We start from the raw sequence: 22,772 nt of genomic DNA, 5'->3' as shown, positions 1-22,772 counted from the left end.
CCATGAACGAGACCCCAAGGTTCGATGCCTATCACAGAGTATCGTCCAACACGCTGATGCCTGTCCAGGACGATCCCTTCAATGCGGCCGTGCCGCCGATCTATCAGACGTCGCTCTTCCTGTTCGACAGCTATAGCGACCTTGAAGACGTCTTTGCCGGCCGGTCGAAAAAGCCGATCTATTCGCGTGGCGACAATCCGACGGTGCAACTGTTGGAACGCCGGATCGCCGAGATGGAAGGCGCCGAGGAGGCACGCGCCTTTTCCAGTGGCATGGGCGCCATTGCCGCGGCGGTTCTTGCCTTCGTCGGGCCGGGCGACCGGATCGTCACCGTCCGGCATGTCTATAGCGATGCCTTCCGCTTCTTCGAGAAGGTGCTGAGGCGCTTCGGCGTCATCGTCGACTATATCGACGGGACCGATACGGAGAAGATGATTGCCGCTATCCCCGGCGCCAAGGTTGTCTATCTTGAGAACCCGACCTCGATGGTCTTCGAATTGCAGGACCTCACAGCAATCGCCGAGGCGGCCCGTCGGCATGGCGTGGTGACCATGGTCGACAATTCCTGGGCAACGCCGCTTTACCAGAACCCGCTCGCCGTCGGCATCGATCTGGTGATCCATGCAGCCTCAAAATATCTGGGCGGCCAAAGCGATACGGTTGCGGGCCTCGTTGCCGGATCGCGCGCGCATATCAATAGGATCAACAGCGAGATCTATCCCTATACGGGTGCCAAGCTTGCACCGTTCGAGGCATGGCTGGTTCTGCGCAATCTCGAAACCCTGCCGTTCCGCATGCGCCATCACCACGAGGCAGGCCTCGAGGTCGCCTCGTGGCTGAAGTCGGCTGACGCTGTGGCAAATGTCATGCACCCGGCCTTTGCCGAGCACCCGGGCAAGAGCACCTTCAGCGGATTTGGCGGCCTCTTCTCCTTCGAGGTTGCGGATCATATCGATGTCGCTTCCTTCGTCGATGCCCTGCGGCTCGTGCGGATCGGCGTCAGCTGGGGAGGACCGGAAAGCCTCGTCGTTCCGGCAAAGGCGGCCCTGAGCATTTCGCCCGAGACAAATGTCTTCGCGCGCTTCGGCGTCAGCGACCGGACGATCCGTCTCAACGTCGGTCTTCATGATGCGAAGAGCATCATCGCCGATCTGGAGCAGGCCTTCGCTGCTGCGGCAAAATAGGCGACGGCGCCTCAAATTCTGATTTGCATTACGAAGCGGGCGGAGTGACAACGGCATTCCGCCCGCATTATTGTCACGGCCCATTGCCAAGCCTCAGCCCCAACCGACCGAGAGAAAATGACCATCCCTTCCAACGACACCCTGACCACGCTCGCCGCCGAATATGGGACGCCACTCTGGGTCTATGACGCTGAAGCCATCCGCCGCCGGATCAAGCAATTATCGGCCTTTGACGTGATCCGTTTTGCGCAAAAGGCCTGTTCGAACATCCATATCCTGCGGGAAATGCGCAAGGCAGGTGTTTTCGTCGATTCCGTTTCGCTGGGCGAGATCGAGCGTGCCGTGCGTGCGGGCTATGCGGTCGGCAGCACATCCGATGCGGCGGAGATCGTCTTCACCGCCGATGTCTTCGATCGCGCGATCCTTGACCGGGTCGTTGCCGACAAGATCGAAGTCAATATCGGTTCGATCGACATGCTGCATCAGCTCGGCGAGCGTTCTCCGGGCCACAGGGTCTGGCTTCGCGTCAACCCCGGTTTCGGACACGGCCACAGCAACAAGACCAATACCGGCGGCGAAAACAGCAAGCACGGCATCTGGTTCGAGCAGTTGCACGAGGCGGTCGCTGTCGCGCGCGCCCATTCCCTGACGCTTGTCGGACTGCACATGCATATCGGCTCCGGCGTCGACTATGGTCATCTGCAGCGTGTCTGCGGGGCGATGGTCGACTTCTGCCGCGATCTCGGCACGGACATCGAGGCGATCTCCGCTGGCGGCGGCCTTTCCGTTCCTTACAAGGAAGGCGAGGAGGAGATCGATCCCACGCATTATTTCTCGCTTTGGGATGAGGCGCGGAGGCAGGTCGAAGCGCACTTCAAGCATCCTATCCGCCTGGAAATCGAGCCGGGACGTTTCCTGACGGCGGATTCCGGCGTGCTGCTGGCAGAGGTGAGGGCGGTCAAGACCATGGGCCAGAACCGCTTTACGCTGGTTGACGCCGGTTTCAGCGACCTCGCCAGACCGGCGATGTATGGCAGCTATCACCATATATCCGTCATCCCCGGCCCCACGCCCCACGCTCGCTCGGCCGTCGCCCTGCCAACCGTCGTTGCCGGCCCCTTGTGTGAATCAGGCGATGTGTTCACGCAGACGGAATTCGGAACGGTGGAGAAAAGGGACCTGCCCGAAACGCATGTCGGCGATTTTCTGGTGTTCCATGGCACCGGCGCCTATGGGGCGACGATGTCCTCGAACTACAATAGCCGGCTCTATGCTCCCGAAGTGCTTCTGGATAATGGCGGGCACAGGTTGATCCGTAAGCGTCAGACGCTGGACGAATTGCTCGAGCTTGAAAATATTTAGGTCTGCTGCAAGCCTGTAATAGACGTGCTGGCGTTGATGAATGCACAACGCCAGCACCATGCTTTCTCGTTTTCTCAGAGGGCAGCGACCGGGTGCGGCGAGCCGTCGTAAGCGCCCCAGATCGACTGGTCGAAGCAGATGACCGAGCCGGTCATCAGGCCGGATTCGCCTGACGACAGATAGGCACAGGCGCGTGCCACTTCCTGCGGATCGACCAGCCGTCCGAAGGGCTGGCTTGCGGCGGCCTTTTCCAGCCAGTCGGCGGGCGCATCGTGATATTCCCTCTGAATTCGGTCCTCGCCTTCAGACGCCATCCAGCCGATGTTGAGGCCGTTGACGCGGATACGGTTACGCAAGAGCGCGTAGGCCGTGTTCTTCGTCAAGGTTTCCAGCGCGCCCTTGGAGGCACAATAGGCGGCGATGAAGGGTTGGCCGGCCTTGGCCGACATCGAGCCGATATTAACGATCGTGCCTTCGATCTTCTCGCGCCGCATGACCTTGACGGCCTCCTGCATCAGGAAGAACGGCGCCCGAACATTGACGGCGAACATGGTGTCGAAAAGCTCGGGGCTGGTGTCAAGGATCGTGCCGCGATCGGTGATGGCGGCAGCATTGACCAGCGCATCAACGCGGCCGAAGGTCTGGTCGCAGACATGGATGACGTTGCGCGCATCCTCGACATCACCGAGATCGGCCTTGACGTAGACGACCTCAACGCCTGTTACCCCAGAGATTTCCTCCGCCGTGGCTTTGCCCTTCGCTTCGTTGCGGCCACAGATGACGATGCCCTTGGCGCCGCGATCGGCAAAGAGGCGGGCAATGGTGGCGCCAAGCCCCTGCGTGCCGCCGGTAACGATCGCGATCTTGCCGTCGAGACGGCTATGGTCTGTGCTCATGTTATTCCTCCCGGAAATGGTTCGGTGTGATGCAGACAAAGCCCCTCGCGATGCGAGAGGCTTCGGTTTGGTGATGATGACAGGAAGCTGCTTGTCGTCTCAGGTCAACTTCTTCTCCGCCTGTTCGGCAAGCGCCTTGGTGAAAGCCTCGTCGCTCCAGCCTTCTTGTAGCGCCTCATGCAGCAATTGCGCTTGCGTCTTCGGGGCAAGGCCGCCGACGGGTGGGTCGCGGTCGAGGTTGGTGGGGAAGGAATAGCCCTCGGCGCACGACGCGATGGCATTCGACATTTCCGCCTCGGAGAGCTTGCCCGCCGATTTCAGGGCTTTCAGAGCCGGGAACAGGCGGGCGCTCATGCGTTCGCGATTGACCGTTTCCATGGCGCGGCCGAAGGCGGAGGAAACCTGCAGCAAGTTCGCCACGCGCCTGATATCCGCCGAGCTATTGGTGCCGGCGGCATGGAAGAGGGCAGGGTTGAAGAAGACGACATCGCCCTTTTTCAGTGGCAACTGAATGTGGTTGCGATCGAAATAGTCGCGGAATTCCTGGCGCTTCAGCGCGAGATATCCAGGCACATAGGTCTGGCTGTGCGGCAGGAACAGCGTCGGCCCGCTTTCGAGCGGCATGTCGCAATGGGCAACCGCGCCTTGCAGCGTCAGGACCGGCGAGAGCCTGTGCACATGGGCCGGAAACTGCTCGATCACTTTCGATGTCTGGAAGCCGAGATGGTAGTCGCGATGAGCGGATTGTGCCGCGCCGCCGGGATTGACGCGATTGACCTGCGCGGTCATCTGGTAGCTCGGTCCGAGCCAGGCTTCGCTGGCAATCGCGACAATGGCATTGCCGTAATATTCTGCGAAATTGGCTGGATCGGCGAGGCAATGTTTTTCCAGCGAATTCCAGATGCGATCGTTGGCACCCGGCTTGGCGAAATGGTCGCCGCCGCCGGTCGCCGTGCGGTGCTGCTCCTTGATGATGTCGTCGAAGATCACGCTGGCTCGGTCGATGACGGATGTATCCTCATAGGCGCGCTTGAAGACCACGACACCGGGGCCTTCGCCGAAGGCTTCGCAGATCTCGGCGAGTACGGCACGGCGTCCTTCCGGGCTGGCAATGGCGGCCAGAACCTTGGCGCCGTCATAGATCAGGACGTTTTTCTCGACGCGATCGGCGGTCGGATAGTCGGCAAGGGTCGTGGTCTTTTCCGCCAGACCTCGGAAATCGTCGAGGTCGCAGGCATCCTCGGTCAGCCAGACCCGGTCGGCGCGCAGCTTCTGCGGATTGTCGGTTTTCATCAGGTGTTCCTCCATTCTGATGAAGGTACTATACGGCAGGTATGGCTGTGTTATAGATCATGAACCCATCAAAAAACCATCAGAACGAAGAGCATGTCGCATCCGTTTCTCGTCAAGGATATTGCCTTTCAGGCGGGCTTGAGCACCGCCACCGTCGACCGGGTGCTGAACGGGCGGCCGGGCGTGCGACGGCAGACGGAGATGCGGGTCAAGGCGGCGATCGCCGAGCTGGAAAAGCAACAGGCAGGCGCCGGGATCAGCGGCCGGACGTTGGCGATCGATATCGTCATGGAGGCACCGGAGCGCTTTTCCGATGCGGTGCGTTCAGCCTTCGAAGCGGAGGTGGCGACCTTTCTGCCGACGGTCTTCCGCTGCCGCTTTCATTTCGCCGAGGTGATGAAGCCCATCGAACTGGTGCAACTGCTCGATCGCATCCGGCTGCGGGGTACGCATGGGATCGTCTTGAAGGCCCCCGATATTCCGGAAATCGCTGCCGCGGTCGAGCGCGCGACCAAGGCCGGCATCACGGTCGTTACCCTGGTGACGGACCTGCCGAATTCGTCACGCGTGGCTTACGCAGGTGCCGACAATCGTGCGGCAGGCGAAACGGCCGCCTATCTCATCGGCAGCAGTTTTGACGGCGCTGACGCACGGGTTCTCGTCACGCTGTCGAGCGGCCGCTTTCGCGGTGAGGAGGAGCGTGAGATCGGCTTTCGCCGCGTGTTGCGCGAGCGCTATCCGCAGATCGGTGTTACCGAGATCAGCGAGGGCCACGGCACCGATGCCGCAACGGGAACACTTGCTGCACGAGCCATCGCGGCGGATACGGGGATCAACGCGGTCTATTCCGTCGGCGGCGGAAACAGGGCCGTGCTGGCTGCTTTCGAGGCAGCCGGAAGGCCGATCCGCATTTTTGTGGCGCATGATCTCGATGCTGACAACCGCGCGCTGCTCGCCGCGGGCAAGATCGGCTTCGTGCTGCATCATGACCTGCAAACGGATGCCAGATCGGCGTTTCGAGCCATCATGAGCGGTCAGGTGCAGGGGCGCAGCGCGCCGGCGATGTTGTCGGCGGTGGAGATCATAACCTCCTACAACATGCCGGCTGCGAACTGACGTTCCGTTTGTCAGGAAACCGGCTTGGGAATGCGTCGGTCGACGAGGGCCGCGTAAAGTGCCGCCAACAATGCGAGCGATGCCGACACCAGCATCATGACGAACAAGGCATGGATTGCCCCTGATTGCGCCAGAAACAGGCCGGCGATAGAGCCTATGAGAGCCCCGCCCGCAAGCCTCATGGCGGCGGACAGCCCCGCGGCGGTGCCGGCGAGGTCAGGGCGCACGGATAGCACACCGGTGTTGCCGGCTGGCATGGTCAACCCGTTACCTATGCCGATGAAGATGCAGGGTCCAAAGAACGCAAGAACGTGGGTGGCGCCTGACATTGCGAGGATCAGACCAACCAGCAGCCCAAGGCATGTGAAGAGACGCGCGACGATGAGGACGGTGCCGAGCGCCGTTCGTGAGGCGTAGCGGCCGGCCAGATAGCTACCCAGGATGAAGCCCGCCGGGACCATTCCCATGTAGAAACCAAGTGTTGCGCTTGATCCACCGAGCGATTGACCGAATGCCAAAGGTGCTCCTCCGAGGAAGATATAAAGCGTTCCCATGGAACAGGCCATGCACAGGGTATAGGCCCAAAATCGTGCCGAGCTCAGCAGTTGCGCATAGGAGGCGAGATAGTTCGCGTTTGGCCTCGATGCGCGTGTGGAGGTTTCTCTTAGCTCGCACATGGACAGAATGAGGACGGCCGCACCAAGGATCGTAAGGACAGCGAAGATCGCGCGCCATCCGAACAGCTCGTCCAACAACCCGCCAAACATCGGACCGACCATGGGTGCAATCGCCCATCCCATGGAGACATAACCAATCCTGCTTGCCGCTCCGCGTTCGCCAGATGTTTCCTTGACAACGACGAGGGCGACGGAAAAGCAGGCGCCGATCGAGGCCTGCATTGCGCGAAAAACGAGGAAGGTGCCGATATTGGTGGCAAGAGCGCAGCCGATCGATGCGACGATGAAAATGGAGACGGCGGTCAATGCGACGGGTCTGCGCCCATACCGATCCGACATCGCCCCGGCGACGATCTCGATCAGGGCCGTGACGATCGTATAGCCGGCAACCGAAAGGTTGACGAGAGCGTAATCGGCGTGGAACGTTGCGGCAATCCTGGGCAGCGACGGCAGGATCACGTTCACCGGCAGTACCGAGAGCGCCGACAGCAAGATGAGGGTTGTCAGTCGGGGTGGGCGAGCGGTCGGAGTGCTGGCCGCTTTCCCCGTCGTTTGGACGCGCGAAGCCTCAATGGGATTGTTGTCCGTCATGGTTTTGACCGTTTTGTCAGTGTGATGCCGAGGGAAGTCTGACGAGGAGCGGCCCGAATTCCGGGCATAAAAAAGGCCCCGTCAGGAGCCTGCTTACCGCGCATGGGTGCTTTCGCCGGATGGCTATACCATCCTGCCCATGCGCCCTATCACCACTGCGAGAACCATTGCGATCTTCATGATGTAAAAGCTAGACAGGAATTTGCACGTCGTCAATGCGGGACCGGAGGAAACGCGGTGCCGTTGGGCGCCGCGATCATGGATCGGAGCAATGCTGCCCTAAGAAGAACGCGCATTCGTCTGTTCCGGGATCGTCGTTCCGGGCTCTCTTGATATGTAGCGGCGCGCAATCATCCAGCATCCGAGCGCCCAGGTGGCGCCGGCGCACCAGCCGCCGAGGACATCGGTCGGGAAATGCACGCCGAGAAAGACCCGGCTTGTGCCGATCATCGCCGTCAGAAGAATGGCGACCACAATCATGAAGATCCGGGTCGACCTGTAGGCCTGTGTGCGGGAGAGAAGTGCGCCGAGCGTCAGATAGGTCACGGCCGACACCATCGCATGACCGCTTGGAAAACTCAGGTCATGAACCTCAACCAGATGCGGAACGATGTCCGGTCTCGGCCTTGCGACACCTAGCTTCAGCACCGTGCTCAACAGCCAGCCGCCCAGCACCGAGGCGAGGATGAAGATGGCGATCGAACGGCGGCGATCAAGCAGCAGGTAGATTGTCACCAGAGCCGTCAATAGCGTGAGGACCGTCGTGCCGCCAAGGCTGGTGATATCGCTGAAGGCATGGATGAGCCATGCAGGCCCCACCGGGCGCGCCAGATCGCCAGGCTCACGAAACGCCAGCAATATGGCTTCGTCAAACCGCCTCGTCGATCCCTGGAGGACTTCGCCGGTCAACCGCAGAAACAGAAAGAGCCCGCCGGAAAAAGCCGCGAACATCATGAGCACCAGGGGTTCGAAACGGTTCAGCCATCCAAGTATCCCCGGCTTGCGGGGCCGCTGATCGTTCATGCGCGATTGCCTGCCTGGATTGTTACCATTCGTCTCATCCTGTTGCAGCCGAGATGTATCATCGGCCAAAGCGGCACGGCAACGGCAAATGTGCGGCCCGTGAAGCCATACAGTTTTCCGAGAAAGACCGACGATATTCACTTTTGGGCTCGAGCAGGCAATCGCCGTATTACAGCCATTCGAGATATATTCGAATAATATTCTACATTATGGCGACAATTTTGGCATCGAACGGAATGTTCATCCGATCCGCGATCTCATATAATCTACTAAATAGATAGACTATTAAATGCGGCGCCCACGCTGAAGCCAGTCCCCGAATGGTCGGGCGGAAGCGGGCACAACTGAACGGATGATCACAATGGTGAAGCAGGTGATTGAGTACGCCGGCGTGCCTGTCGGTATCGTCATACCGGATAAGGATCGTTTAAAGTTCATCGCGGTGAAGTTCCATGTCCATGATCTGGACGGACAATATTTTACCTCGTCGGCCGAGGTGCAGCGAGCCATCCACACGATGATATCCGCATCCCGCGGCAGTGTTTCACGCGTCGCCTGACGAAGGGGAAAAGCTATGAGCAGACTCCGGCATTTTTTCCGGCTCTCGGCATTGCGTGACGATCTGGAAACGAGGCTTCTTGTTCGCGAGTATCGTTCCCTACTGGTGGACGACCACTTCGATGACGATACGGAGAAAGAACTGCGATCGACCTTTCTCGAGGTCTCCGATGAAATCTCGTCGCATCGCTATCGGCATCGCCACCGATAAAATATGCCGGAGCGAGTGCCTGGGAATAGGCTTTTCCAGTTTCGTGGCGGGTTCTGGCTCTATCCTCTATCTCCCGTGCTGGTAGGCCTGTCTCGATAAACAATCAGCACCCACCGGATAATTCCGTGCGCTCGGATCGGCAGATTTCGTTCCGCTGACCTGAACCATTTTTCCTGGCGGGCCAACCGCCTGCTTGCCTTCGTCCGCTCCTGAACTAATTCTTCATCCTCTGTAAGACGCTGCATCGTGGAGGCGATGCTCGGAGGACGATCGTGTCGGAAAATGAATGGTTTGTTCGGATAGCGTTCATGTAGAATGCAATATTACCCATCCATGCCACCAACACCACAGTGAGGAGCGAAGGATGTTTAGACGTTTTGCACGAGTTTCTTTCATTGCCTTGGCCGGCCTGGCCGCAACGCAATTGATGCCATCGGCCGCCATGGCGCAGTTTTCTGGCGATGACGACGGATACAGGCAGCCGCCAAGGTGGGATCGCCGGCAAGATCAGGACTGGGATGGCCCGCGAAGAGACCGCGATCGCGACCGTGATCGTGGTGGCTGCAGCCGGCGCGACCTCATGGATGCCGCCCGCCAGGAAGGCTTCCGACGCATCGATTCGGTCGAAAACAACGGACGACGCATTGTTGTCCGTGGCTGGAACGACGGCGGTCCCGACCGCATGGTCTTTGCCAATCGACGTGGCTGCCCGGCCCTCAATTAAGGCTCACGCATCATCCGCCGTGACCAATGTAGCCGGCGGCCCGAAGCATATCATCAAGGCACGGTTTCGATCGTGCCTTGACGACGTTGAACTGATCGACTTCTCCGGCATTGCGGACTATCCGAGTGCATCTGCCATCCTGATGAGGTCGGCGACGGAGCCAGCCTGCATCTTGCGCATCGCCTGGCCGCGATGAACCTTCACGGTGATTTCGCTGAGGCCGAGTTCCGCTGCGATCTGCTTGTTGAGGCGTCCACGGGCGACAAGCGCCATCACCTCACGCTCGCGCGTCGTGAGCGTCGCAAAGCGCTCCCGAAGATCAGCAGCGGTAGCGTCCTGGTGAAGCCGGACACGATCTTTTTCCAAAGCTTGCCGAATGGCGTCGAGAAGATCCTGCTCCCGAAAGGGTTTCAGCAGAAACTCCACCGCGCCGGCCTTCATCGCCCTGACCGACATCGGCACATCGCCGTGGCCGGTCAGGAATATGATGGGCAGGGGATTGCTGCTCCTTGCCAATTCATCCTGGAAATCAAGGCCGCTTGCATCCGGCATCCTGACGTCGAGGACAAGGCAGGAAGGACCGTTGGATCGTCGGTGGGCCAGGAAATCCCGTGGCGATGCGAAGCTGCCGACGTCATAGCCGACCGAGCGCAGGAGGCTGTCCAGCCCGTCCCGGACAGAGGGATCGTCATCGATGACATAAACACTCGGCTTCTGCTCCGGCATCATCATCCTCTCACTCCGGTATTCGATGGCAGCATGAAGCCGAACACCGCGCCATGCGGGAAGTTGGGCGCGGTATAGACCTTGCCACCATGTGCCTCGACGATCGACCGGCTGATCGCCAGCCCCATCCCCATTCCCGTCGGTTTGGTCGTGAAGAAGGCTTCGAACATCCTGTCGGAAGCGGCCGTTGGGACGCCCGTGCCGGTGTCGCGCACACTGACCGTTATCTTCCTGTCGCCGGTCGCGGCGCTGACCAGCAGCTCGCGCTTCTCCGCGTCTGTGCCCGCCATCGCCTCGATGGCATTGATGACGAAATTTAGGATCACCTGCTGGAGCTGAACCCGGTCGCCCGTCACGGATGGTAGATCGTTGGCGAGTTCGGTGCGCAGTAGGATATGGTTTTCGCGGATCTCGCCACGCACGAGCGCCAGCGCCTCCGCGATGGTCTCGGCCATGTCGATACTGTCGCGCGATGGAGATGTTCGCGCAACGAGGCTGCGGACGCGACCGATCACCTCGCCGGCGCGGCCGGCATCCATGACGATCCTGTCGAGCGCGCGCCGTGCCTCCTCCTGGTTCGGAGGCGCTGCCGACAACCAACGCAGCGCCGCGTTGCCATTGGCCACGATCGCGGTGATCGGCTGGCTGACCTCATGGGCGATGGAGGTGCTGAGTTCGCCCATGGTCATGATGCGCGACATCCGCGCGAGCTCGGATTGCGCCTGTCTTGCTTTTGCCTCGGTCGCCTCGATCCTGATCGCCAGATAGGTGGTCGCGCCGATGGCAAGCAGGCTTATGGCCCCGTTCACCGTTCCGGATTGGGAATCTCCATGCCGTGTCAGACAATAGCTGACTATGGTGAGGACCGTACAGGTGAGCCCCACGACCATGACGGCCCCGGGCCGGCCGGAGCGCACGGAGATGAGGATCACCGAGACATAGAGCACCGCGAAGGCGATCTCCAGATTGGTCACCGTGTCGGCAACGAAGATCAGCGCGGCGAGCAGCGCAATACCCAGCCACATCAAGGGCGCCTCGACCAGATATCGCAGGACCTCGCGCCTCATATTGCTTTGCCCTTCCCACACGAATCCGCCGCCGCACATGCGCTGGCAGGGTGCACGATTGGAGGCTTATCGGCAATGCCGACCATTGCGGCGGGCCAATGGTCGGCCATGACCAAGCGTGGTCCTTAACTCGGGTTTTCGAGTGTGAACAGATCGGCATTCTCGTCATAAGCGAAGTATTCGGCATAACGAGCCCAGTTCGTCACGGCTTTCAGCGTGGTATCGGCATAATCCTCCGACATGTAGTCCTCGAGTTCGTCGCGAAAACGCCGGGCCGGCGCGCGATGCGTCGGCCGCTCGTCGAGGACGCGGCGGATATGGGCGGCAAGCGGCACATAGGTGGCGAGATGCTGCTCGAACAGGCGCTTGCGTTCATCGACATCGCTGTCGAAGAAGCGCAGGCCCGGTGCCGTCAGCCGGATATCCCCGGCTTCCAGATCGACAAAGCGCAGCAGTTGCAGTGTTTCCGCGACCGGGAAAAGATCGTCGATGCCGAGATGCAGATGCGCGGCAAGCGGCGGCAGGTCCGCCTGTCCCCGGTAAGGTTCGGCCGCAACCGTTTCGATCAGGCCGGACATCAGGTTGGTCGATACCCGTGGCAGGGCCATGGCGATCCCCGTGCCTGGGAAGAGCCCGTCGCGTGTCGTAGTGCCGGTTTTGGCGGTCATCCTTGCGTAGATATCCTCGACCAGCATCCGGAAAGTGGGGTCGAGACGGTTGCGCGGCTGCGGTAGGTCGACGCGAATTTCGGCGATGACGCGGCCGGGGTTCGACCCGAAGATCAGGATGCGGTCGCACATCAGCACGGCCTCTTCGATGTTGTGGGTCACCATCAGGATGGATTCGATCGGCATCCGGCCTTCGCACCACAGATCAAGAAGATCGGTGCGCAGCGTCTCCGCCGTCAGCACGTCGAGCGCCGAGAAAGGCTCGTCCATCAACAGCACCTTCGGGCGAACGACGAGGGCGCGTGCAAGGCCAACGCGCTGGCGCATGCCACCCGACAGTTCCTTGGGATAGGCGCTTTCGAAGCCATCGAGACCGATAAGGTCGATGGCGGCAAGCGCCCGCTTGCGCCGCTCGGCCGGTGCGATGCCCTGGGCTTCGAGGCCCAATTCGACGTTCTGAAGGACGGAGAGCCAGGGGAAGAGCGCGAAGCTCTGAAAGACAACGGAGACGCCCGAATTGGGACCGGTCACCCGTTTGCCTTCGAAGGTGACTTCGCCCTTGCTTGGCCGGATCAGGCCGGCGATTGCCCGCAGCAACGTCGACTTGCCGGAGCCGGATCGTCCAAGCAGTCCGACGATCTCGGCGGAACGAAGCTCCAGATCGACATTGTCCAGCACGACCAGCGAACCGGATGCGCCCTTGTCGTAGATCTGGCAGACCTGCTTGGCCGATACCAGCGGGGCGTTTTCGGCAATTCCTGCCTTCTTCGTGAGTATGGTGTTTTCCATGATGGTTACTCCGACTGGAATGGTTAGTTGAGACGCAGGCGGCGTTCGGCGAACACGTAGAGCGGTCGCCACAAGGTTCGGTTCAAAAGGGTGACGAAGAGCGACATGACCGCGATGCCGAGGATGACGCGCGGGTAGTCGCCGGCCTCCGTGGCCTTGGCGATGTAGGAGCCGAGGCCGAAGGCTTCGAGCTTGGTGTGGCCCCAGCTCACCACTTCTGCGACGATGCTGGCATTCCATGAGCCGCCCGATGCAGTGAGCGCTCCGGTGACGTAGTAGGGAAAGATCCCCGGCAGGATGGCACGGCGCCACCAGGTCCATGACCGGAGCTGGTAGACGGAGCAGGCTTCCTTCAAATCCGTCGGAAAGGCGCTGGCACCGGCGATCACGTTGAAGAGAATGTACCATTGCGTACCGAGCACCATTAGTGGCGACAACCAGATGTTCGGGCTCGCTCCGGTGGCGACGATGGCAATGACCGCGAAGGGAAACAACACATTGGCGGGGAAGGCCGCGAGGAACTGCGCCACCGGCTGAACACGCTCGGCAACGGCCGGCCTAAGCCCGATCCAGACGCCGATCGGCACCCAGATCACGGACGCTACAGCAATCAGCACGAGCACGCGCAGCAATGTGACTAGACCACCCTGGAAAGCTTCCCATGCGTCGCTCCATGTGAGCGTCTCGCTCACGAAGGCAAACGCGGTCCAGATACCCCAGATGCCGACACCCGCAATCAAGGCGAACCAGGCATAATCGAGCAACCGTGTCGCCGTGGCATTGCCACGCCCGGCGACCGGCGCCTTGAGGGAAATGGCTGGCAACCGAACGAGCATCAGCCTGCCCCATGCCCCGGCGAGCGGTCCCAACAGGAATTTCAGCAAGCGCGTGCGCTGGATCAGCGAATAGACCCATGAGCGGGGCTTCTCCTGACCGGCCGTCTGTTCGAAACGAAACTTGTCTGCCCAGGCGACGATCGGTCGGAACAGGAGCTGGTCGTAGAGGACGATGACGACGCCCATGGCGAGGACTGCCCAGCTCACCGCTGCAAAATCCTGCTTGTCGATGGCAACCGCAAGCCAGGAGCCGAGGCCCGGTAGCTGCACCGTGGTATTGCCGACGGTGATCGCTTCGGAGGCGACGACGAAGAACCAGCCGCCGGACATCGACATCATCGTGTTCCAGATCAGCCCGGGCGCCGAAAAAGGCGCTTCCAGCCGCCAGAACCGCTGCCAGGCGGAGAGACCGAAGCCACGGCTCACTTCGTCGAGATCGCGGGGCACTGTTCGCAATGACTGATAGAAGGAAAAGGCCATGTTCCAGGCCTGACTGGTGAATATCGCGAAGACCGACGCACATTCGGCGCCAAGCTGGCTTCCCGGGAAAATCCCCATGAAGAAGGTGACGGTAAAGGTGAGAAAGCCGAGCACCGGCACGGATTGCAGGATATCGAGGGCCGGAATGATGATCATCTCCGCCCGCCGGCTTTTGGCGGCCAGCGTTGCGAAGACGAAGGTGAAGATGAGCGAGGCCCCGATTGCCGCGAACATCCGCAGCGTCGTGCGCAAGGCGTATTCCGGCAGCCGCGCGGGGTCGAGCGAGATTGGAGCGTTTGCCAACCCGTCCAGCGGCGCCCGCATTTCGGCGGCCCCATGCAGAGCGAGTACAGCGAGTGCCGCGACGAAGGCGAAGGCGGCGAGATCGTAGCCATTCGGCAGGATGCGGGTCCGTGCCAGTTCAGCAACGGCGCTGTGCCCCCGGCGATCATTGGAAAGAAAGACCATGTGATAACCTCATGGAAGAATTGGAGAGTGCCGGCGACAGGCCCGCGTGACGTGATGGCGGGCGCTGCGGGCGCTACGCCGCCCGATGATTATCCCTGCGACGACTGCCGTCCTCGTCGAGGGGCGCCTGGGCCTGCATGGTCCAGCGGCACTCCAGCTTTCCGCTCACGGGGTTGGTGTGCCAGACGGCAACAAGGACCGGGCGCGGCTGTCCGGAATTGACGGGCAGCAGCCGGGGCGTTGGAAATTTGGATGCGGACGTGCGTCCGCGAAAAAGAACGATGTTGTTCATGGTTCACCTCCTCGGTCCGCCGATGGCGGGTCCGGGCGGCGAACCGGACAGGCTAGGCCCGACCGACGCTCGCCCGGCCGATTGCGCCGGTGGCAGTCCAGGTTGTTGCGATGACCATCCGGCCACGGCCTGATACCGCAACCGGACAGCGACTAGGGTAGCTGTCCATTGGCTTCTTGATCTGTTGTTTCGGTAACCCCGCGCACTGTGTCGTGGGGCATGGCCGTGATGTCATGGAGGGGATGAACGGTCAATCAGGCGTTGGTGCACCGCGATTATACCTTGGTATAGGCGGATGATGTTTGCCCCGGTGATCAGGCCAATCGGGGGGCAAGAGCCGCCGCAGCGATCAGGCGACTAGCCGGAGATCAAGAGCTGCCGGGCAGTCGATGTCAGCCTCTTGCCGCCCTCGGGTGTCACCACGACTGTTTCGCTAAAGCCAAGGCCGCAGGCGCTGGCATAGACATGGAAGACCATTCCCTGTTCCAGCGGCCAGTTCTCTGTTGGCAGGAATACGCGGGAAAAGTCGCTGGTGCGCGGGGTGCGCGTATAGAGGCCAAGCGTATAGGCCGTGACGTTGTTATAGATGGGCCGCCAGCCCTCCGCGACGAGGCTATTGCGGACGATGGCGTCCACATCCCGCGCGATGGCGCCGGGCTTCATGGCCGCAATCTGTTCGTCCTGCAACGTGACGATGCGGGACGCTGCATCGCGGAGCCGGGAAGCGGGCTCGCCGATGACGATCGGCCGCATCAGACGCGCGCCGTAGCCGCCGATGCGCGGGATCAGCTCGACGTGCAGTATGTCTCCTTCGCTCAACAGTTCATTCTTGAGCGCGCCATGGAGGAACTCGTGACTGCCGCTCGCCTTGACGATCGGTCCGGTCTCGCCCGTATCGGCGCCCTCCCGCAGGAAGGTCGGCGCTGCGATGGCTGCCGCATCGCGGCTCGACATGCCCGGGCGGATTGTCTCTGTTATGGCCCGCATGGCCTTGTCGGCGATGGCTGCCGCATCCGCCAGAACCGCGATTTCACGCGGCGATTTTATCCAGCGCAAGCTGTCGCTGATACCGGGAAGGGCGATGAATTCCGCCCGCGGCAGGCATGCCTTGAGCCGGGCGGCTGTATGGGCGCTGAAGCTATAGGCATTGATATCAGCGCCGATGCGGGCGTCAGTGAAGCCGTGGGAGCAGATGCTGTCCGCCACGGCCTGATGGGGATCGTCGATATCGGCAAAGCCGATGACATCGGCGATCCAGGTCTTTTCCCGGCAGGGCGCTTCGTCGAGTTCGCGCAGGACAAACCACGGCGCCCCGTGCCTCGGCAGCAGGGCGGCGCGGTACATGGTTTCGGAAACGGTGTAGCCCGTCAGCCATGCTAAGAGCTCGCCGCTGTCGATCAGAAGGAGATCGACGGCGGCTGCGTCCATGGCGGCATGTGCCTTCGCAATCCGCCAGTCATATTCGTCACGAGGGAACATGCGGCCTCAGGCGATCTCGCAGATGTCGAGAATGGTGAGCATGTAGACGCGGATCATGTCGAGATAGTCGACAATATCGACGCGCTCGTCCGGCATGGTGTTGTAACGCCCGCCCGGGCCGCAGACGATGCCCTCCATGCCAAGCTCGTGATAGAGATGCCCGGCATCCGTTCCGTAAAAGCGGGTCGGCGTGATCGCACCGGTCGGCTGCTTCTCGCCGCGCACGGCCTCGTAGGCTGCATTGATCGATGTGACGATGCGCGAGGTCGGTGATACCTCGAAAGGCGGCATCAGCGGGCGGCCCTCGATCATCTCGGGGACCAGCTTGGCCTTCAGCCCCGGAAAACGGTTTTCGAGTTCGACGAGTTCGCCGGCGAGATCGGCGAGGACGCCTTCCTGCGTCTGGCCAGGCGCGTAGCGGGCCGAGCCCCGGATGCGGACGAAGTCGGAGACCTGCGGCGGCCGCCATTCCTCAAGGTCGCGTCCAAGCGCGCCATGGACGACGCCGACATGGCCGCGATTGATGGAGCGATGCACTTCACTCTTCGCGCCGCTGAATGTCATGGCATTGATGCGCGGGATGATGTCGCAGGCGGCGGCGATGGCATCGACGGATTGTTCGCGCTTGGAGAGGTGGCGGGTGTCGCCGGTAAGCTCGATGACGAAGCTCAGTGCTGCGGCATGCATCGTCACGGCGGCAAGGTCGCTCGGCTCGCTATTGATGAAATAGTCAGCCTTGACGCCGCTGCGGATCGCCGCGAGCGTGCCGACGCCGCCCTGCAGTTCGCCGACCACATAGGTCAGGATGACATCGCCCTTGAGCTTGACGCCGGCATTGAGCAGCGTCTTGACGGCGCAGAAATAGGCCGCATCGCCCGCCTTCATGTTGGAAACGCCGATGCCGTAGATGAACTTGTCATCGACGAGGCCGCCCCAAGGGTCGACGGTCCAGCCTTCGGTGACCGGATTGGTGTCGAGATGGCCGTTGAACAGCAGGCTCTTGCCGCCGCCGGATCCCTTCAGGCGCCCGATGGCATTGAAGCGCTGACCGTCCTCGAAAGGCAGCAGTTCGGACTGGAGGCCGATCGCCGCCATCTCGCGGGCCATGATGCGGGCAAGTTCGCGCTCGCCGTCGGTCTGGGAATGGCTCTTCTGGCGTACCATGTTCGACAGGAAGTCGAGGCAGCTCTTCTCGTCGATTGTGCCGACGAGCGATTTCGGGTCCATTGTATGCTCCTTGCTCTGCAATTCTAGAAGGATGTGCTTGCGAGCGCCGGAACCGCCGCGATCAGCTGGCGGGTATAGTCGGCGCGGTCAGGGCTGGCGATTTCGTCTGATGGTACGACCTCGACAAGGTCGCCGCGGTACATCACGGCGATGCGATGGGCGATCTGGCGGACGAGGTTGAGGTCGTGGGTGATGAAGAGAAAGGCCGTACCGTGCTTGCGATGCAGTTCCAGCAGCAGCTGCACGATCGAGGCCTGCACGGAAACATCCAGTGCCGAGGTGATCTCGTCGCAGATGACGAGCTTCGGTTTCGAAGCGAAAGCCCTTGCGATGGCGACGCGCTGCTTCTCCCCGCCCGAGAGCTGATGCGGATAGCGGTCGGCATGAGTGCGCGGCAGGCGAACCTGTTCCAGAAGATCGCCGATCTGCTGCGACAGGGAACCGCCTTGACCCGCGCCATAGAGCTTCAATGGCCGCGCCAGGATTTCATGGATCTTCTGCCGGGGATTGAGCGAGGCGTCGGGGTGCTGGAAGATCAGCTGGACATCCTTGCGATAGCTCCGGTCCATGTCGGCAAGTCCGGTGATCGTCCGCCCGGCGAAGGTCATCCTTCCTTCGAAAGGGTTGAGCCCGGTCATCGCCTTGGCGAGCGTCGACTTGCCGGAGCCGGATTCCCCGACGATGCCGAGGATTTCGCCTGGCTGCACAGTGAGGCTGATGGCGCGATTGCCGGTGAAGCGCTTGAAGGCGCGGCCCGTCAGCGCCGAGAGAAACGGCTTGCGGCCGTAGTGCACACTGACATTCTCGACCTCCATCAGCGGTTGGGCCTGATAGGACGGGCGCGTCTCGACCAGCCGGTTGGCTGGTCGCGGCACGGCGGCAAGCAGCTCTCTCGTGTAATCCTGGTGCGGTGCTTTGAAGATATCGTCGATGGCGCCTTGCTCGACGATCTCGCCGCGCCGCATGACCGCCACGCGCTTGGCCGTCCGGGACAGCAGCGCCAGATCGTGCGAGATATAGAGCGAGGCGACGCCGGTTTCCGCCTGAAGATCGAGAAACAGGTCGAGGATCTGCCGTGAGGTGATCACATCAAGCGCCGTCGTCGGCTCGTCGAAGATGATGCATTGCGGATTGCAGGCAAAGGCCGTCGCGATGACGACGCGCTGCTTCTCGCCGCCCGATGCCTCATGCGGCATGCGTTGCATCATCTGCGCCGGGCTCTTCAGGCCGACGCGGGCAAGCATCGCTTCGCCTTCGCTCCATGCCTGCCTTTTCGTCAGGCCGCGATGGCGCCTCAACGCCTCCGTCAGCTGGGTGCCGAGCGACAGAGTGGGATTGAGCGAGGTGCCGGGATCCTGGAACACCATGCTGATCTGCTTGCCGCGCATGCGGCCGATTTCGGCCGGCGATTTCGCCGCGAGGTCTTCGCCCTGCAGCCTGATGGCGCCGCCGACTTCGCGGGCATTATCCGGCAGGTAGCGCATGATCGACCAGGCGAGTGACGTTTTTCCGGAACCGGATTCGCCGACAAGACCGAGAATTTCGCCGGCACCGATCTCCAGGTCGATATTCTTCAATGCGTGGCAGACACCATTCACTGTCAGATAGTCGAGCGAATAGTTGCGGATCTGGAGAACACTGTTTTGTACGGGTTCGCTCATCTCATCCTCCCGTGCGTGGATTGAGGGCATCGCGCAGGCCATCGCCGAGCAGGTTGAAGCCGACGGCGACGATCGCGATCGCCAGGCTCGGCCAGATCAGGATGCCGGCGCTGATATGCATGTACTGACGTGCTTCGGAGATCATCAGTCCCCATTCGGTCGCTGGCGGTTGTGCGCCCAACCCGAGGAAGCTCAGCGTCGCGAACAGCATGACCGCGAAAGAAATGCGGATGGTCGTCTCGACGATGATCGGAGCGATGACGTTTGGCAGCATTTCGCGCAGGATGATGTAGGACGAGCTTTCGCCGCGAGCGATGGCGGCACTGACATAGTCCTGCTTGCGGATGGAAAGGGCGACGCTGCGGGTAATGCGTGCCATGCCGGGCGCAAAGGCGACGGCGACAGCCACCAGCGCGTTGACGCTGCCGGAGCCGAGCAGATTGACGATCAGAAGCGCGAAGAGAAGGTTCGGGATCGACATGATGGCATCGATCGTTCGCATGATCATCTCATCGGCGCGACCTCCAAGATAGGCCGACACCGTGCCGATGATTGCGCCGGCAAAGGTTCCGGCCAGCGTGGCGACGACTGCGGTAATCACCGTTGCGCGGGCGCCGATCAGTAGCCGGCTCAGAATATCGCGGCCATATTGATCCGTCCCGAGCAGGAAGGTCATGCTCGGTCCCTTGTAGCGGGCAAGGATCGACATGGCTTCCGGATCGCGGGGGGCGAGCCACGGGCCAAATGCGACGATGATGAACACCAGAATAATGAGGATCAGGCCAGTGGCGCCCTGCGGCGTACGCAACAGCCGCTTGAGAAGATCAACCATATTGGATCCTCTTGTCGAGCCAGGCATAGAGAAGGTCGGCTGCGAAATTGACGATGGAATAGGTGGCCGCCATGAGCAGGACGCCGGCCTGGATGGAGGGCAGGTCGCGCGTCTGGATGGCGACGATCAGCTGCCGCCCGATGCCGGGAATGGCGAAGATTTCTTCGACGACGATGATGCCGCCGAGCAGATAGCCGACATCGAGCGCAACGACGGTGATGGTTGGCAGCAGCGCATTGCGAAGGGCATGGCCGAACAGAACGCGTGAGCCCGAAAGGCCCTTCAGCCGCGCCGCGCGGATGTAGTCGGTATGTAAGACATCGACGAGTTCCGAGCGCACCATGCGCGAGACGTGGGCGATGAGGATGATGGAGATGACGCAGACCGGCAGTGCCAGATGCGCGAGGCCGTCGAGAAAATTCTCGGTGAGCGGCACGTAGCCGGTCGCAGGCAGCCATTTCAGCCAGTCGGAGACGACCAGCACCGCGACCGTCGCCGTCACGAATTCGGGCAGCGAAACGCCCGCATAGGACACGAGGCTGACGAGCATGTCGGTCAGGCGGCCGCGCCGCATCGCGGCGATAACACCGAGCGGAATGGCCAGCACCAGCATCAGGCCGATCGACAGGCAGGCAAGCAGCAGGGACCGCCCCAAGGCTTCGAACATCACGGGACCGATGGGCTGGCCGGTGCGCAGCGAATGGCCGAAATCGCCATGCAGGACGCCACCCAGCCAGTGCAGATACTGCAGCCACACGGGGTCGTTGAGGCCCATCTGTTGGCGCAGGGCGTCCAGCGCCTGGGCGGTGGCGTTTTCCCCCAGCATCATCACGGCGGCATCGGCCGGCAGGACCTGGGTAATGGCGAAGACGACGAGCGACACGACGAAAAGCGTGTAGACGATCATCAATAGTCGCTTGATCAGATAGTGCGGTGACAAGGGCTTGTTCTCTGGCGTTGCTGTGACCGGCTGTGGATTGTACGGCCGGCCTTTGAGCTGCGTTGCGCGGCGGAAAACGACGCGCAACGCCTATATCGGCTTCGAGCTTAAGCGAGATCAGCTCCGCTTCGGCGCCTTATCGGTCAGGGCGGTGTAATCGAGGCGGAAGACGGATGCGCGCGGATGGACCTCGAAGCCCGAGACCCAGTCACGCTTGGCGGCCAGGACGTCGAAGAAGACAGGAATGATTGAGGGCACTTCCTCGTTCATCAGCTTCTGTGCTTCCGCATAGAGCGCCTTGCGCTTGGCCTCGTCGGTGATCCCGCGCGCTTCGTTGACGACCTTGTCGAAGGCCGCGTTGTTCCAGCGGGTCTCGTTCCAGGCCGCGTCGGAGGTGTAGAGAAGCTTGAAGATGGCGTCGGCCGTCGGCTGCATGTTGTAGAAGCCGACATAGAAGCTGCCCTTCTTCCAGACCTGATCCAGATAGGTGGCATGCGGCATGGTCTGGACGTTGATCCTGATGCCGGCTTCCTTGGCCATCTCGCGCAGCGCCACGGCAAGCTGTGTCCGCTGGCTCGGCTTGTCCGAGGCGATCAAGGTGGCTTCGAAGCCGTCGGGATAGCCCGCTTCGGTGAGCAGCTTCTTTGCTTCCTCGATATTGGCCTGGCGCAGCGGCAGGTCCGTATAGAAGTGGTAGGAAGAGTTCAGCGGCGTGTCGTTGCCCGGCGTTCCAAAGCCTTCGGTGACGAAATCGACCATGGCCTGCCGGTCGACGGTCAGCGCCAGGGCGCGCCGGACGCGGGGATCGTTGAATGGCTTGGTGTCGCAGCCGAAGTTGATGTTGCAGAACTGGCCCGACGGGATGCGCAATGCGTTGACGCCCCGGGCGTCCTTCATGCGCAGATATTCGGTGGGCTGGACGGTGGAGATGACATCGATGTCGCCGGCCAGAAGTGCCGAGGTTTGCGCCGATGTATCCGGGAAGACCTGAATTTCCACGCGGTCGAGATACGGGCGCTTCGGATCGTAATAGTCCGGATTGCGTTCGACGACGATCAGGCGGTCGGGTTCATAGGACACGAGCTTGAAGGGGCCGGTGCCATTCGCCGTTGTCGACAGCTTCTTGAAATCGCCGGTGGCGATTGCAGCGGGGATGATGCGGGCCACCGTATAGGCCATGGCGACCGGGAAGTCGGCATAGGGACCGGAGAGCTTGAAGACGGCGGTCAGGGGATCGGCGGCCGTGACCTCGGCGATCGGGCCGACATTGTTGCGCGCCGGCGAAGCGTTGCTGGGATTGAGGATCGCCTTGAAGGTCTCGACGACGTCGGTGGCGGTGAAGGGCGAGCCGTCATGAAATTTCACGCCGGCGCGAAGCTTGAATGTCCATTCGGTGAGCGCGTCGTTGGCGCTCCAGGATTCGGCAAGGTCCGGCTCGATGGTCATGTCGACCTTCAGCCGCGTCAGATTGCTGTAGAGGAGTTCGGTGACCATGTATTCGGGATTGACGCGGGTCAGAAGCGGATGGATTACGCTCGCCGCCTGGTCGACGGAGATCCGCAATATCCCGCCCTTTGCCGGTGTGGCGGTCTGGGCAAGGCCGAAGGATGGCGCTGTCAGGAGCGCTGCCGTTCCGGCCAGAAAATGACGTCGGTTCAACTTCAGCATCTGG

General features: G+C 61.5%; 21 protein-coding genes. 6 read left to right on the top strand and 15 right to left on the bottom strand.

Translation table 11 applies throughout. The annotated features are described in order from the left end of the window. Positions 1 to 2 precede the first annotated feature (2 nt). On the top strand, positions 3 to 1,184 hold the full coding sequence (locus tag EX00_RS17320; RefSeq protein WP_047460151.1) for a PLP-dependent transferase: 1,182 nt from the start codon (positions 3 to 5) through the stop codon (positions 1,182 to 1,184). Between the two features lie 117 nt (positions 1,185 to 1,301). Then, positions 1,302 to 2,546 carry a diaminopimelate decarboxylase gene (lysA, locus tag EX00_RS17315; protein WP_047460148.1) on the top strand — a complete coding sequence of 415 codons (1,245 nt, stop codon included), beginning with the start codon at positions 1,302 to 1,304 and terminating at the stop codon, positions 2,544 to 2,546. A gap of 74 nt (positions 2,547 to 2,620) precedes the next feature. Here lysA and EX00_RS17310 read toward each other — a convergent pair whose 3' ends face one another. Beyond that, positions 2,621 to 3,442, bottom strand: coding sequence for an SDR family oxidoreductase (locus EX00_RS17310; RefSeq protein WP_047460144.1), 822 nt, complete (start codon positions 3,440 to 3,442; stop codon positions 2,621 to 2,623). A 99-nt stretch (positions 3,443 to 3,541) separates the two neighbouring features. Further along, positions 3,542 to 4,735 carry a phytanoyl-CoA dioxygenase family protein gene (locus EX00_RS17305; RefSeq protein ID WP_047460142.1) on the bottom strand — a complete coding sequence of 398 codons (1,194 nt, stop codon included), beginning with the start codon at positions 4,733 to 4,735 and terminating at the stop codon, positions 3,542 to 3,544. 93 nt (positions 4,736 to 4,828) lie between these two features. Here EX00_RS17305 and EX00_RS17300 point away from each other — a divergent pair, with 93 nt between their 5' ends. Beyond that, positions 4,829 to 5,851, top strand: a complete 1,023-nt coding sequence (locus EX00_RS17300; RefSeq protein WP_047460140.1) for a LacI family DNA-binding transcriptional regulator — start codon at positions 4,829 to 4,831, stop codon at positions 5,849 to 5,851. An 11-nt stretch (positions 5,852 to 5,862) separates the two neighbouring features. Here the strand turns inward: EX00_RS17300 and EX00_RS17295 are convergent, their stop codons facing one another. Next, positions 5,863 to 7,119 carry a multidrug effflux MFS transporter gene (locus EX00_RS17295; protein WP_047460138.1) on the bottom strand — a complete coding sequence of 419 codons (1,257 nt, stop codon included), beginning with the start codon at positions 7,117 to 7,119 and terminating at the stop codon, positions 5,863 to 5,865. Positions 7,120 to 7,398: 279 nt separating this feature from the next. Then, a complete protein-coding gene (locus EX00_RS17290; RefSeq protein WP_047460136.1) occupies positions 7,399 to 8,142 on the bottom strand; it encodes a phosphatase PAP2 family protein in 744 nt (247 codons plus the stop codon). Between the two features lie 361 nt (positions 8,143 to 8,503). On the opposite strand from EX00_RS17290, the gene EX00_RS17285 reads away from it, so the two are divergent. The 3 genes from EX00_RS17285 to EX00_RS17275 all read left to right on the top strand — a co-directional run bounded on the left by EX00_RS17285 (position 8,504) and on the right by EX00_RS17275 (position 9,635). Beyond that, positions 8,504 to 8,701 carry a hypothetical protein gene (locus EX00_RS17285; protein ID WP_047460513.1) on the top strand — a complete coding sequence of 66 codons (198 nt, stop codon included), beginning with the start codon at positions 8,504 to 8,506 and terminating at the stop codon, positions 8,699 to 8,701. 15 nt (positions 8,702 to 8,716) lie between these two features. Next, complete coding sequence (locus EX00_RS17280) at positions 8,717 to 8,911, top strand: hypothetical protein (protein WP_047460133.1); 195 nt, start codon at positions 8,717 to 8,719, stop codon at positions 8,909 to 8,911. 364 nt (positions 8,912 to 9,275) lie between these two features. After that, positions 9,276 to 9,635 (top strand): hypothetical protein, encoded by a 360-nt coding sequence (locus EX00_RS17275; RefSeq protein WP_047460130.1) that lies wholly within the window; start codon positions 9,276 to 9,278, stop codon positions 9,633 to 9,635. Positions 9,636 to 9,752: 117 nt separating this feature from the next. On the opposite strand, the gene EX00_RS17270 is transcribed toward EX00_RS17275, so the two are convergent. The 11 genes from EX00_RS17270 to EX00_RS17220 all read right to left on the bottom strand — a co-directional run bounded on the left by EX00_RS17270 (position 9,753) and on the right by EX00_RS17220 (position 22,768). Further along, positions 9,753 to 10,361, bottom strand: coding sequence for a response regulator transcription factor (locus tag EX00_RS17270; RefSeq protein ID WP_202903729.1), 609 nt, complete (start codon positions 10,359 to 10,361; stop codon positions 9,753 to 9,755). Between the two features lie 2 nt (positions 10,362 to 10,363). Next, positions 10,364 to 11,428 carry a sensor histidine kinase gene (locus EX00_RS17265; RefSeq protein ID WP_047460125.1) on the bottom strand — a complete coding sequence of 355 codons (1,065 nt, stop codon included), beginning with the start codon at positions 11,426 to 11,428 and terminating at the stop codon, positions 10,364 to 10,366. Positions 11,429 to 11,553: 125 nt separating this feature from the next. Continuing rightward, a complete protein-coding gene (locus EX00_RS17260; protein ID WP_047460123.1) occupies positions 11,554 to 12,885 on the bottom strand; it encodes an ABC transporter ATP-binding protein in 1,332 nt (443 codons plus the stop codon). Between the two features lie 23 nt (positions 12,886 to 12,908). Next, entirely contained in the window at positions 12,909 to 14,669 is a 1,761-nt protein-coding gene (locus tag EX00_RS17255) for an ABC transporter permease (protein ID WP_047460121.1), read from the bottom strand. A gap of 73 nt (positions 14,670 to 14,742) precedes the next feature. After that, positions 14,743 to 14,961 (bottom strand): hypothetical protein, encoded by a 219-nt coding sequence (locus tag EX00_RS17250; protein ID WP_047460118.1) that lies wholly within the window; start codon positions 14,959 to 14,961, stop codon positions 14,743 to 14,745. Between the two features lie 357 nt (positions 14,962 to 15,318). Continuing rightward, positions 15,319 to 16,440 carry a M24 family metallopeptidase gene (locus EX00_RS17245; RefSeq protein WP_047460116.1) on the bottom strand — a complete coding sequence of 374 codons (1,122 nt, stop codon included), beginning with the start codon at positions 16,438 to 16,440 and terminating at the stop codon, positions 15,319 to 15,321. A gap of 6 nt (positions 16,441 to 16,446) precedes the next feature. After that, positions 16,447 to 17,667, bottom strand: coding sequence for a M20 family metallopeptidase (locus tag EX00_RS17240; RefSeq protein WP_047460113.1), 1,221 nt, complete (start codon positions 17,665 to 17,667; stop codon positions 16,447 to 16,449). A gap of 23 nt (positions 17,668 to 17,690) precedes the next feature. Beyond that, positions 17,691 to 19,328: a dipeptide ABC transporter ATP-binding protein gene (locus tag EX00_RS17235; protein ID WP_047460111.1), complete on the bottom strand. Its 1,638-nt coding sequence runs from the start codon at positions 19,326 to 19,328 to the stop codon at positions 17,691 to 17,693. Position 19,329: 1 nt separating this feature from the next. After that, the gene (locus tag EX00_RS17230; RefSeq protein ID WP_047460108.1) at positions 19,330 to 20,160 is read right to left on the bottom strand and encodes an ABC transporter permease; all 831 of its coding nucleotides are present in this window, start codon (positions 20,158 to 20,160) and stop codon (positions 19,330 to 19,332) included. Next, entirely contained in the window at positions 20,153 to 21,100 is a 948-nt protein-coding gene (locus tag EX00_RS17225) for an ABC transporter permease (protein WP_047460511.1), read from the bottom strand. The genes EX00_RS17230 and EX00_RS17225 overlap by 8 nt, the downstream gene beginning before the upstream one ends. Before the next feature lie 117 nt (positions 21,101 to 21,217). After that, the gene (locus EX00_RS17220; protein ID WP_047460105.1) at positions 21,218 to 22,768 is read right to left on the bottom strand and encodes an ABC transporter substrate-binding protein; all 1,551 of its coding nucleotides are present in this window, start codon (positions 22,766 to 22,768) and stop codon (positions 21,218 to 21,220) included. Positions 22,769 to 22,772 lie beyond the last annotated feature (4 nt).

The sequence above is a fragment of the Martinezella rhizogenes genome (genome assembly GCF_000799715.1).
GTDB classification, from domain to species: Bacteria; Pseudomonadota; Alphaproteobacteria; order Rhizobiales; family Rhizobiaceae; genus Rhizobium; species Rhizobium rhizogenes_C.
Note: the sequence above shows the minus strand (reverse complement) of the source record. Positions and strands in the feature narration are given on the sequence as shown.